This is a genomic window from Lysinibacillus sp. NPDC093688 (assembly GCF_050280145.1).
Classification (GTDB): Bacteria; Bacillota; Bacilli; order Bacillales_A; family Planococcaceae; genus Lysinibacillus; species Lysinibacillus xylanilyticus_B.
In genome coordinates, this window is the sequence record NZ_JBNNUX010000015.1 from 39,235 (window position 1) to 51,538 (window position 12,304).

12 protein-coding genes are annotated in these 12,304 nt (G+C 38.4%); all 12 read right to left on the reverse strand.

Annotated features, from left to right (window positions below; all coding sequences use genetic code 11):
• Positions 1–23: 23 nt before the first annotated feature.
• Positions 24–2,174 carry an EAL domain-containing protein gene (locus ACQKN2_RS13280; RefSeq protein ID WP_427415360.1) on the reverse strand — a complete coding sequence of 717 codons (2,151 nt, stop codon included), beginning with the start codon at positions 2,172–2,174 and terminating at the stop codon, positions 24–26.
• Positions 2,175–2,822: 648 nt separating this feature from the next.
• Positions 2,823–4,064: a serine hydroxymethyltransferase gene (gene glyA / locus ACQKN2_RS13285; RefSeq protein ID WP_427415361.1), complete on the reverse strand. Its 1,242-nt coding sequence runs from the start codon at positions 4,062–4,064 to the stop codon at positions 2,823–2,825.
• A 60-nt stretch (positions 4,065–4,124) separates the two neighbouring features.
• Positions 4,125–4,667, reverse strand: a complete 543-nt coding sequence (locus tag ACQKN2_RS13290; RefSeq protein ID WP_427415362.1) for a TIGR01440 family protein — start codon at positions 4,665–4,667, stop codon at positions 4,125–4,127.
• Positions 4,668–4,768: 101 nt separating this feature from the next.
• Positions 4,769–5,206 carry a ribose 5-phosphate isomerase B gene (rpiB, locus tag ACQKN2_RS13295; protein ID WP_427415363.1) on the reverse strand — a complete coding sequence of 146 codons (438 nt, stop codon included), beginning with the start codon at positions 5,204–5,206 and terminating at the stop codon, positions 4,769–4,771.
• A 360-nt stretch (positions 5,207–5,566) separates the two neighbouring features.
• The gene (locus ACQKN2_RS13300) at positions 5,567–5,761 is read right to left on the reverse strand and encodes a hypothetical protein (RefSeq protein WP_427415364.1); all 195 of its coding nucleotides are present in this window, start codon (positions 5,759–5,761) and stop codon (positions 5,567–5,569) included.
• Positions 5,762–5,841: 80 nt separating this feature from the next.
• Positions 5,842–7,125, reverse strand: a complete 1,284-nt coding sequence (locus ACQKN2_RS13305) for a methyl-accepting chemotaxis protein (RefSeq protein ID WP_427415365.1) — start codon at positions 7,123–7,125, stop codon at positions 5,842–5,844.
• 8 nt (positions 7,126–7,133) lie between these two features.
• Positions 7,134–7,574, reverse strand: coding sequence for a low molecular weight protein arginine phosphatase (locus ACQKN2_RS13310; RefSeq protein WP_427415366.1), 441 nt, complete (start codon positions 7,572–7,574; stop codon positions 7,134–7,136).
• Between the two features lie 24 nt (positions 7,575–7,598).
• Entirely contained in the window at positions 7,599–8,096 is a 498-nt protein-coding gene (locus ACQKN2_RS13315; protein WP_427415367.1) for a manganese efflux pump MntP family protein, read from the reverse strand.
• A gap of 313 nt (positions 8,097–8,409) precedes the next feature.
• Positions 8,410–9,444 (reverse strand): L-threonylcarbamoyladenylate synthase, encoded by a 1,035-nt coding sequence (locus ACQKN2_RS13320; RefSeq protein ID WP_427415368.1) that lies wholly within the window; start codon positions 9,442–9,444, stop codon positions 8,410–8,412.
• 101 nt (positions 9,445–9,545) lie between these two features.
• Entirely contained in the window at positions 9,546–10,145 is a 600-nt protein-coding gene (locus ACQKN2_RS13325; protein ID WP_427415369.1) for a stage II sporulation protein R, read from the reverse strand.
• Between the two features lie 44 nt (positions 10,146–10,189).
• Entirely contained in the window at positions 10,190–11,050 is an 861-nt protein-coding gene (gene prmC / locus ACQKN2_RS13330; protein ID WP_427415370.1) for a peptide chain release factor N(5)-glutamine methyltransferase, read from the reverse strand.
• Positions 11,037–12,113, reverse strand: a complete 1,077-nt coding sequence (gene prfA, locus ACQKN2_RS13335) for a peptide chain release factor 1 (protein WP_323648705.1) — start codon at positions 12,111–12,113, stop codon at positions 11,037–11,039. The genes prmC and prfA overlap by 14 nt, the downstream gene beginning before the upstream one ends.
• Positions 12,114–12,304 lie beyond the last annotated feature (191 nt).

A 12,304-nucleotide genomic window follows, 5' to 3' on the forward strand; every position in this document is an offset into this window, starting at 1 on the left:
ATGTTTCCTACATATACTAGCAATTATTCATCTAGTATTGCATCTACATGTTCTATTGTCATTGGTTTGTAATAGAAATATCCTTGGCCTACTGTACAGCCGAGTGCACGTAAAATCTCAACTTGCTCTTTATTTTCAATACCTTCTGCGACCGAAGTCATTCCTAGGTTTAATGCTAATTGAATAATGGATCGGACAATAGCGAGTGTCGCAGCATCATCAATAGCATTAATAAAGCTTCGATCTATTTTTAATTCAGTAAACGGCAGTCTTTGTAAATAACTTAGAGATGAAAAGCCTGTGCCAAAGTCGTCCACCGAAGTTTTAAAGCCGTAGCCCTTTAATTCCTGGATAATAGTAAAAGCAGTCTGAAAATCAACTAGTCCAATATTTTCCGTCACCTCTAAAATGATATCTTTCGGATCAATATCATATTTCCGAACGAGCCCCAATGTATCCTGTACAAAATTAGCATAGTAAAAATGATCAGGCGAAATATTAACTGCCACCTTCACTAATTTTTTCCCTAACTTCTTGCGCTCTGCTAACCACGAAAGCGCAAGCTCTAATATTTGACTATCGATTTCTCGTACCTTTCCCGCACTTTCTGCCACAGGAATAAAGATTGCCGGTGACACGAAACCTAATTTTGGAGAAATCCAGCGAGCAAGTGCTTCAATACTATGAATTTCACCTGTCCGTAAATCAACCTTTGGCTGCAGATTCACCGAGATTTCTTTATTTTTTAATGCCTGTGCCAAATGGTTTAACACGGTCATTTGTTGCTCAAGCACATCATTTCTTTCTTGTGTAAATATTTCCGTATGAGTCCCCGGTTTATTGGCAGCAAAGGATACAGCATTATCTGCAAAGCGAATCGCATCAGCCATTTTGATCTCATCGTTATATAAAGCAACACCCGTTTTTAGCGTAATATAAATGTTCTTTCCACCTATAATAAAAGGCTGACGAATAATCTCTTTTATACGCCTTTCATAATAGAAGAAATCTTCATCAGATGTCGCATTTGAAATGATTAAACTAGAGCTTGTAAATCTAGCAATATATTCGTTACACTCATACTTCTCTTCATTTAAACGTTTGGCAATTTGTCTTAACAGCTCATCTCCCGCTTCACGACCATATAACTCAACAATTTGATGAAATTCGCTTGGCTTTAAGATTTTGATATTGCCATTTTGGCTGTACTCTTTTTCTACCTTATTTAAAAAACCATGTCGATTCGGTAGCCCCGTTGTGATATCGATATAGGCTAAATCCCATATCTTTTTTTGTGTTTTTGCATACGAGTATGCCAATGCAACAAGAGCACCGATTTTTCGAAACATGCATTCAAAAACCTTCTGGTCACTACCATGTTGCTCTAACAGTATCGCAAACAGTCCAATTGCTTGCTGTTGTTGATTGTATATTGGCATAAACCATCCAAACGGCTTTTTAGATGAGTTGGCAAACATTTTATGTTCTATTGGAAGATCAACATCATCCAAATTCTTCACTAGAATGGATGTCTCCCCTTGCATAACTCTCTTAAAAAAATCATTGTTTTCACAACAATCGGGTAAACCTTTTGTTTTATCGTTCCCTCGAAAAATTTGTAATTGGTCTGCCTCCGTTTTGACAAGTACCATGCTTGATATATTCGGCATAATAAATTCATCTAAACCACGGCAAATAATGCTCATCTTTTTATCAAAGGAATTGTCCTTTTCAATCGCTTCGTACATAGCTTTCTCAAGGCGCATTAAAAACTCCTCAGTGTGATAGTACGTAACATCCTTCACAAGTACTAAAACAAATAATGTTTCATCTTTATTATTTTGAAACGGGAGTGCCTGTATCTCCGCCCAAAAAAGAGGTTTATCGAAGCAACTATGGTGCAATTTTGCTTGTACCAAAACTCCGCTATGTATTTTTTGTTTAATCTTTTCAATAGTTGTCTGTTCTTCGTTTGACAACCATGCAAAATAATCGCTATTTATTATTTGCGAACGTGTAGTATTTGTCAGCGTACAAAAAGAATCATTACATTCCAATACGCCATGATTTTTTGTCGCATCAAAAATAATGTAGCTTTCTTTAGAATTATCTCCTAACCTACGAATTGTATTAAATAGTATTTCATTTTCTTTGGACATCGTTTTAGTAACCATACAGCTCCTCCTCCCTCTATAACTAGCATTTATGCCTCGGTATAATTGCGTCCGGAATCGGCTTTGTGAAAGCACAAAGAACTCCTTTCCGATTCCACGACATCCGCTGGAGGCTGTAGGCCAACAAATGTCTTTTGTGCGAAAGCGAAGCGACAGCAACACGATTTTAACTGTGCGAAAGCGAAGCGTCAGCAACAACAACAGGACGATGTTGGTCACTCAAGCGTTTTCACATGATGTAAGTTCTTAGCCTGAGTTCCTCTTTTTCAGCGGGTGATTTGGACACCTGCTGAAAGAAGTTAAATCCCTCTTACATTGTACATAAAAATTCAATAAATTGTCACTTTTATAAAAACTTTTTCCTTCACAAGGACATTATTTGTCTCACTCTTTTATGATATATCCTTTGCTACTAAGTTTATGTAAAAAAATCCAAAAATAAAAGAATTTTATTTCCATAAAAAAAATAACTTATCATCGAAACGTGTGATTGATTTCCATTCCACTTAGCGCTGTCCTAGGAGCGGCAGTGAGCTGCTTGAGGTAGCAGTTATTTTTGCGCGAAAGTGGAGCGGCAAAGCCACAAAAAAAAGCTGCGGTTCAAGTGCAATCTACCACTTTAACCACAGCCTTATCTATTCTATTAAATTATGCGTATAATGGATGTTTGTCAGTTAAAGCTATTACGCGAGCTTTTGCTTCAGTTTTAACCGCTTCATCTTCTGGGTTTTTAAGAACCGTAGCAATAATTGCCCCAACTTCTTTCATGTCCTCTTCTGTGAAACCACGAGATGTCACAGCCGGTGTACCGATGCGGATACCAGAAGTTACGAATGGAGATTCTGTATCGTAAGGGATTGTATTTTTATTTGTTGTAATCCCTACTTCATCAAGTGCGTGCTCTGCTACTTTCCCTGTTAAGCCAAGAGATTTCACATTAAGAAGTAACAAGTGGTTATCCGTACCACCAGATACAATTTCAACACCTTCTGCCATTAATACTTCTGCTAAAGCTTTAGCATTCGCTTTAATTTGTTTTGCATACTCTTTGAATTCTGGCTGTAATGTTTCACCAAATGCTACAGCTTTTGCAGCGATCACGTGCATTAATGGTCCACCTTGGATACCTGGGAATACCGATTTATTAAGCTTTTGCTCCCATTCTTTCGAAGCAAGGATTAAACCACCGCGTGGGCCACGTAATGTTTTATGTGTTGTAGATGTCACAAAATCAGCGTATGGCACTGGTGATTGGTGTTCACCAGCAGCTACAAGACCAGCGATATGTGCCATATCTACCATGAAATAAGCTCCTACTTCATCAGCGATTTCACGGAATTTAGCGAAATCGATTTCACGTGGGTATGCAGATGCACCTGCAACAATTAGTTTTGGTTTATGCTCTAATGCTTTTTGGCGTACATCTTCATAATCGATTACTTGAGTATCTTTTGTTACGCCGTATTCAACGAAATTATATAGAATACCTGAGAAGTTTACAGGAGATCCATGTGTTAAGTGACCGCCATGAGAAAGATTCATCCCAAGTACTGTATCTCCTGGTTCTAAAATTGTGTGGTATACAGCCATGTTTGCTTGTGCACCAGAGTGTGGTTGTACGTTTGCATATTCTGCACCAAAAATTTCTTTCACACGATCACGTGCAATATCTTCCACAACATCTACGTGTTCACAACCGCCATAGTAGCGTTTACCTGGATAACCTTCAGCATATTTATTTGTTAGAACAGAACCTTGTGCTTCCATTACTGCTTCAGATACAAAGTTTTCTGATGCGATTAACTCAATGTTTGCTTGCTGACGTTTTTTTTCCGCAAGAATTCCGTCTAATACTGCTTTGTCTTGTACTGCTAATTTTTCGTATGCCATGTTTAAAAAAGCCTCCTAAGTATAATCGTTATTTGTATACCACTGATTTCAGAGGTAATTTTATTTATATACTGCACGCTCTCCGCCAATCAGCTTCGGACGTGTTGTTGCAATTGTCACAACCGCTTCCCCTACCATTCGCACAGAAGTACGAACTGGAACAGCTACTGCCTTTAAATGCATACCTATTAGTGTTTGACCAATGTCAATACCTGCACTTGCTTGCACAGCTTCCACAACAACTGGATTTGTAAATTGTGTAAACGCATAAGCGGACATCGAGCCACCTGCTGTACGAACTGGTACAACTGTTACCGGTTCATAACCAAATCGTTCTGCTGTTGTTGCTTCCATTGTAATAGCACGATTAATATGCTCACATCCTTGGAACACAAGATGTAGTTGATGTTTCTTTGCAAATGCCTGCAACGGCTCAAAAATCGCTTCTCCAATTTCAAGCGCGCCTGCTGTGCCAATTTTCTGACCAATCACTTCAGATGTCGAGCAACCTACGACAAAAATAGTATTTGGTCGTAGGTTTACCTGCTCTTCAAATTCACTGAGTAACTGAGTCAAATGTGTTCGTATTTGTTGTACAACCACTATGCTCAGCCCCTTATTTCTAAATTATTTATGTCACAGCTAAAAAGCTCTTTGAAGAAACTTTCTAGCGTAGGACATATGTTAACAAACTTAATTGCTTTTTATTGCTCAAGCTCAGCGATTTTTTCAATGCGTCGCGTATGACGACCACCTTCAAAATCTGTTTCAAGCCATACTTTAGCGATTTCGCGTGCAAGGCCTGGCCCAATAACACGCTCACCCATTGCTAAAATATTTGAATCGTTGTGGCAACGCGTTGCTTTTGCGCTAAATAAATCATGTACTAGAGCACAACGAATCCCCTTAACTTTATTTGCAGCAATGGACATACCAATGCCTGTACCACAAATTAAAATACCTTTATCAAATTCCCCGCTAGCAACACCTTCAGTAACTGGTTTTGCATAATCAGGATAGTCTACTGAATCCGCAGATTGTGGACCAAAATCTTCGTAGCTGATATTTAGCTCATCTAACAGCTGCATAATCTCACGACGTAAGTTATTGCCTCCGTGATCAGAAGAAATTGCTATTCTCACTGGGTTCCCTCTTTTCGAAATTATAGTCAACACTAGTGTACCACTTCTCTCCCAAGAATAACATGATTTTTCTTGCATTTTTATGCTGATTTCTCCTAAAAGACGAACATTTCTTGTAAATCAATATAAAATCATTCACTTTCAGACCTCTTTTCCTGTGGATATCGTGAATATCATGTTGATAAATTCGGATAACGGTCTCTTGTTGTAATATTCTATCTTCTAAAGTTTGTTTATCTTTTCAATTACAGTGGACATACTATATCGATATTTTTTCTATGTGTTAACAGTTTTTGATGATATAGAACGCTTCTATCCAAATGTGGGTGTGGGTAGAGTGAAGTCTTTTTAGGTTATGCTCTATCCGGTGTTTCTTCTATCCGGCGGGGCTTTTCTCTCTCTACCCATCATTTTGACGGTTCTATCCATCACTTTCACCATTCTATCCATCATTTCGTCAGTTCTATCCATTACTTTCGTCTTTCTATCCATCGCTTTGCGGTTTTCCGCCGCTTCGACTTTTCTTTCCGTCGCTCTCCTCTCCGCAGGCGCCATGCGCAAACCTTAATACAACAAAAAAACTGTAGCAAACTCAAACCTCATCTGAGTTTATCTACAGTCTAAAATCTTCGCATTTAAGCTTGTCTATCAAATTGTTGAATCATTTTGTGCAGCTCATCTGATTGTTTCTTTAAATCTTCTGCTAGTTTTTCTACTTGCTCAATTGCGTATGCTTGTTCTTCTGCTGCACTGCGAACTTCCTGTGCACCTGCTGACGTTTCTTCTGCAATGGCTGCTACTTCTTGGGATTGACGAGCAGTTGTTTCGATATTATGCATTTGTTGTTCGATTAGAGCAGAAATTTCTACTATTGATGTTGCCATTTCGTGTACGCTTGAAGACATGCCTTCTACTGCAGTCGTAGTTTCTGATACGCGGGCAGCTTCTTTTGTTGCAAATGCCACCTGGTGATTCATTTGTTTGACCACAACCCCAACGTTTTGTTGCATCGATTGGATAAGGGACGTAATGCCTTGTACCGCTTTCGCACTTTCATCAGCTAAACCACGAACTTCCTCAGCTACAACCGCAAAACCTTTTCCGTGTTCTCCGGCACGCGCTGCCTCAATGGAAGCATTTAAAGCTAGTAAATTTGTTTGTGCTGCAATATCGCCAACTAGGCTTATGATGCGTTCTACCTGTCCGGCATTTCCCTCTAGTAGACGAATGCTTTCTAATGCCTCATTATTGCCAGCCGCAATTTGTTGAATACTATTCACTAACGTTTCGATCGCTTTGGTTGTTGTCGTTAAATTATGTAGAATCTCTTTGGATTGTGTTGCCGATGCCTCTGCTCTACTGTTGACTTCTGTAGCGAGAGCTCGTACATCTTCAATTGCTTCAGCTGTATCTTGTACGGCTGTAGCAGACGCCTCTGCTCCTGTAGAAATGTGCTTTACCGTAGAGGCAATACCCTCTGCCTTTTTCGTTGCAACTGCGGCTTCATCAGATAGTTGAATGATTGATTGATTTGTTTGTTGGAAGTTAAGATCTATACTTTCAACCATCTGTCGTAAATTTAATACCATTTGTTGAAATGCCTCCGCAACAGATCGAATCTCATCACTTGTTTTCGGCATTTCTACATCCTGTCCAATTTTTCCTTCTGCGACACGAGAAGCTGAATTTTCGAGCTGCTGTAAAGGTTTAATTAAAATTACACTGAACACCGCGGCCAAAATGCATGACCACGTAATTCCTAACAGATAAGTAATAATTTCAAACATCTTACGATTGATCTCTGGGAAGAAGGTAGGTTGTATATATTCGATAAATATAAAACTGATACTGTAAGTGATTAGTGCAAGAATACCGACAAATAATATTAGTTTAAGTCGTAAGCCAAACTGCTTTTTCATAGCGACCCTCAATTCTCTTCAATTTTTTTTACTAATCGTTCTACTAATTTCATTAATTCTGCAAATGTTTCTCTATAAATCCCAATACTCCCACCGTAAGGATCTACAACATTTCCGCCACTAGCTTCACTTGTATATTCTTTTAAAGTAAAAACTTTTTGTTCAGCATTTGGATAATTAGCAATAATTGTATCTTTATGAGCTGTTGTCATTGTTAAAATTAAATCAGCCCAGTCCATTTCAGTTATTGATAATTGTGTTGCTAAATGCTGATGCGTCATATTTGCTTCATATAATACTTGTTGTGCATGTGCAGACATTTCTGCATTTGGCATGGCATAAATGCCCGCCGATCGGACCTCTACATTGTCCATTTGTTTATGTTTTAAAATAACCTCTGCCATGGGACTGCGACAAGTATTCCCCGTGCAAACAAATAGTATTTTCATACTTATCACCCTCCACTGATTTCCCTATTGCATGATAGCTAGGAAACCCATAATAATAAAAAAAATTCCTGTAATGATTTGAAATTTATTACCAAGTAAAATCTGACTTTTACGTGCAATGACTAATGACCCATAAGAGCAAATAAGCGCACTGACACCTGCACTTATAATAAATACCATTTTCTCTAAGTTTAGCATACCAAAAGAAACACTTACTGAAAAGGTATCTAGGCTTGCAGTCACGGCTAAAAATATTGGTGAAATTGTAACTTTTTCATTTTTTCGCGAAAATAATAGTAAGTGCAAGCCCATACAAAATAATAAAATACTTGAAATCCATTGTCCCCATTCTAAGAGGAATCGCACTAAATAGCTTCCTAGTTCGAAGCCTAATAACGGGAAGAGCATATGCAAAGCAGCTGTCCATACCGATAAAAAAAATCGATATTTAACATTTGGCATTAATACATATAAGCCAATCACATCTACAGACGTTATTATACCTGCAAGAATTCCCTGCAAGAAAGCACTCCTTCGCTCTCTAATATTTTATCATTTTATGCTCGAAAATACAGTATTATCATAATACAATTTCCTTACACTATGGTGCTAAAAGTCACTGTACTAATGAACAATCGGCTTCCTTTATGGTAAAAACTCGCTATGCTTTTCACAACTATAGCTGAAGTACGAAAGTCTAGGTGGATTTTATAGCGAAAGCGAAGCGTTAATTAACTGCCCACTATTAATTTGTGGAGGAAAGCCCCCACTGACCAATACAAAAAAATAGTATGCTAGAAGTTACCTCTAGCATACTATTTTATAGGTAGTTTATTTACGGAGTATACCATTTCCCGCCAGCTGCCTTCTCAAGTCGATTCATAATTGCAGCCCCTACCCCATCAGTCGATGTAGTAGTCGCTAGGATCATGGTAGCTGCTGTTTTATCGCAAGCTCTTAGGGCATGGTACAATGTCGCGCCCATTTCTTCCTTACTACCAGCTTCTCCTATTGAGAAATAAAAATCAGCCTTGCTGTCAACAAAGTTAGCTGGTGCAAGTAACGCTACTTGATGCCCTTGTTTTTGTAATTGATGTATTGCCTCCTGAACTTTCTCCAAGTCACAATCAATTAATAGCACAGGGGCGTTTGGAGCATAGTGTGTATATTTCATACCAGGAGCTTTTGGAGTAGTCTCTAATTTTTGCTCTGTTTTTGAAGGTTGCAGTACTGGGCCGATTTTAGCCTCTAACATTTCCTTTGTAACTCCACCTGGACGCAAAATTACTGGAGGTTCGTGTGTAACATCTAACACTGTGGATTCGAGCCCAATCCCAGTAGAACCTCCATCTAAAATATAAGGTATGTACCCTCCCAAATCATCCTGAACATGTATGGCTTCTGTAGGACTCGGCTTCCCACTACGATTAGCACTCGGCGCAGCAAGTGGCTTTTTTAATTGTTGCAGTAAGGCGAGTGCAACTGGATGATCGGGCATTCGAATGCCGACAGTCGTAAGACCAGCTGTCACACTATTTGCCAGCACATTTGGCTTTACAGGCATGACAAGTGTCAGTGGACCTGGCCAAAATAAATCCATACATTTTTTGGCTACTTCTGAAATATGCTCGATATAAAGTTCAACTTCCTCTTTCGTGCCAATGTGGACAATTAGCGGATTGTCTGAAGGACGACCTTTTGCTTCAAATATCTTTTTGACCGCTGTATCATTTGTTGCAACAGCTCCAAGTCCATAAACCGTTTCTGTTGGAAATGCCACGACCTCACCTGCATTTAAGATATCCACAGCCTGTGCATAATTTGTCTGACTATTCGCATTTTTATCCACAATCTTGCAAACGGTTTCCATAATTAAAACCTTCCTTCAATTATTCGTTTATACTGAATTATCCACATAATGTTTATAACTTATTAAAAATTGTGCATAAGTTATCTGAATTTGTAAATAATTCATTCAAAAAAACCTTTAATCCATTCCCATATAAAAAATGTAACTGGTTCCTGCTCTTCTTTTGGTTCTTCTTTTTGTTCATCTTTATCGGGCTCACAAATCGATGGGAATATGCTACACCACCAGTTATCACCACGTGCATCACCGATTTTCACGACAATCGAATGATACAAATTTTGTGGATAAAGCACAGCATTTTGTCTCTTCGGTGGAAATAAGTTATCCCCAATCACAACTTGTGTATGAAGCTGTGGATAATTTTCTTTTATTTCTGCTTCAATTTCTTGTTTTAATGAAAGTATTTGCTCGTTATCCACAGTTTTAGCTCCAGCACTAGCTACTAATTGCTTAAAATACGGCTTTAAATTTTTGACAAGCTGTTCTTTTTCAAGCTGATCCTGTGTCGTGTTGCTATTGGCAATCACGCGTATACGAAAATCATTTTCTTGCTCATAATTACTAGCTTCTTTCGCAAAACCTACTAATGATGGAATATATAAAATACATAATTGTAAAGCAATCGCAATCACTACTAATCTTGCAAAAGCTAAAAAGATATTTTGTTTAGGTAATCTAATAATCTTGTATTCGTTTAACATAAAAATCCCTCCTTGCTCAACATTGTGGGCAAGAAGTAGATACTTTATACATGAATTTCACAAAAAATCATTCGAGGCTTACCGTTTATATCTTTTTCTATCGAAACGGTAGCCTGTGGAAAACTATTTTTAAAGAATTGAGCGACCTGCTCCCCTTGTGTATAACCGATTTCTAGACCAATGAAGGCTGGTTTATTCATAAGAGGTGGAAGCTGTTCAGCCAATTTTCTATATAAAATAAGTCCATCTTCTTCTGCAAAAAGAGCACTATGTGGTTCATGCTCTAGCACGGTATTGGACATCTCTTTTGCTTCATCAAATGCAATATACGGTGGGTTCGATAAAACGATATCAAATTTCTCACCTGACAGAGGTTTCGTTAAATCCCCTAGTCGAAAATCAATATCCGCCGCTAATCTTTGTGCATTTTTTTGCGCTGTAGATAAAGCAGCTTCAGATAAATCAGTGGCTACGACTGTTAGCTCTGGACATTCTAGCTTCATAGAAAGAGCAATTGCACCACTACCTGTACCAATATCTGCAAGCTTCAAGTTTTGGTTTTTAAATATTTTGTTCATACGATTGATAGTTCCAAGCACTAATTCCTCGGTCTCAGGTCTAGGAATAAGTACTGACTCATCGACAATAAATGAACGACCATAAAATTCTTCACTACCGATGCAATACTGTACAGGTCGTCCACTCGCATGCTCTTCGATAAGTTCTTTAAATTTCTCTTGTTGTTCAGCTGTTAATTCGTCTTGAAGGTGTAGCATTACTTCTGAATAGCTAGTGCCAAGTATATGCTGCATGACAATACGTGCCGCCGTTTCCTCACGACCATTATCCACTAAAAAAGAAGAAGCCCATTGAAGGGCCCCCATTACATTATTATAGGTCATCATTTAATCGCTCTAGCTTCGATGCTTGCTCTTCTAAAATGAGCGTATCAATGATTTCGTCTAGTCTACCTTCGACGATTTGGTCTAGTTTTTGAATCGTTAAACCAATACGGTGGTCTGTTACTCGGTTTTGTGGATAATTGTATGTGCGAATACGCTCAGAGCGATCGCCTGAACCTACAGCTGATTTACGTGTAGCATCGATTTCCTTTTGTGCTTCTCGCATATACATATCAGCAACACGAGCACGCAGAATTTTCATTGCCTTTTCACGGTTTTTAATTTGTGATCGTTCATCCTGCATCGATACAACAACACCTGTCGGTAAGTGAGTCATACGCACAGCTGACATCGTTGTATTTACCGATTGACCACCGGCACCAGAAGATGCAAATGTATCCACTCGGATATCTTTCTCATGAATTTCAACATCTACTTCTTCAACTTCAGGTAAGCAAGCTACTGTCGCTGTCGATGTATGAATACGCCCTTGAGATTCTGTTGCAGGTACACGTTGTACACGGTGTGCGCCATTTTCAAATTTGAATTTTGAATATGCACCTTGACCGTTAATCATGAAAATAACTTCTTTATAGCCGCCCATAGGGTTTGGCGTCGCTTCCATTATGTCAATTTTCCAGCCTTGTGTTTCTGCATAACGAGAGTACATACGGAACAAATCACCCGCGAAAATATTCGCCTCGTCTCCACCAGCTGCCCCACGAATCTCCATAATAACGTTTTTATTATCATTAGGATCTTTTGGAATTAATAGAATACGTAAACGTTCTTCTAGCTCTTCTTGCTGTTCTTTTAGAAGGTTGAATTCTTCTTTCACCATCTCATGCATATCAGGATCTTTTTCATTATCTAACATCTCACGTGTATCAGCTAACTGCTCTTTTACACTTTTATATTCACGATAAGCATCTACAGTTTCCTGGATATCTGATTGTTCTTTGGAATATTCACGTAATTTTTTATTATCATTCACAATATCGGGATCACTTAAAAGCTCTGTTAACCTTTCGTAACGATCCTCCACTGCTTGTAATCGATCGAACATGGATTTCACCTCTATTTAGTTTTTTATGAAGTTTGCTCTGTTGTAACTGTCGCATCATTACCGAAAAAGAGAAACTCTAAATTAGAATTACGCTAAACGCGTAAGGATTTTTTATAAACATTTATTATTTCCACTACTTAGTATAAGGAAATCTTCGCATGTATGCCACTTTTTCTTCATTCTATCAACTG

Coding starts and splice junctions, on each gene's coding strand:
- ACQKN2_RS13280 (WP_427415360.1), bottom strand. CDS start 2,174: ATGGTTACTAAAACGATGTCCAAAGAAAATGAAATACTATTTAATACA.
- glyA (WP_427415361.1), bottom strand. CDS start 4,064: ATGGCATACGAAAAATTAGCAGTACAAGACAAAGCAGTATTAGACGGA.
- ACQKN2_RS13300 (WP_427415364.1), bottom strand. CDS start 5,761: ATGGCGCCTGCGGAGAGGAGAGCGACGGAAAGAAAAGTCGAAGCGGCG.
- ACQKN2_RS13305 (WP_427415365.1), bottom strand. CDS start 7,125: ATGAAAAAGCAGTTTGGCTTACGACTTAAACTAATATTATTTGTCGGT.
- ACQKN2_RS13310 (WP_427415366.1), bottom strand. CDS start 7,574: ATGAAAATACTATTTGTTTGCACGGGGAATACTTGTCGCAGTCCCATG.
- ACQKN2_RS13320 (WP_427415368.1), bottom strand. CDS start 9,444: ATGGAAACCGTTTGCAAGATTGTGGATAAAAATGCGAATAGTCAGACA.
- ACQKN2_RS13325 (WP_427415369.1), bottom strand. CDS start 10,145: ATGTTAAACGAATACAAGATTATTAGATTACCTAAACAAAATATCTTT.
- prmC (WP_427415370.1), bottom strand. CDS start 11,050: ATGATGACCTATAATAATGTAATGGGGGCCCTTCAATGGGCTTCTTCT.
- prfA (WP_323648705.1), bottom strand. CDS start 12,113: ATGTTCGATCGATTACAAGCAGTGGAGGATCGTTACGAAAGGTTAACA.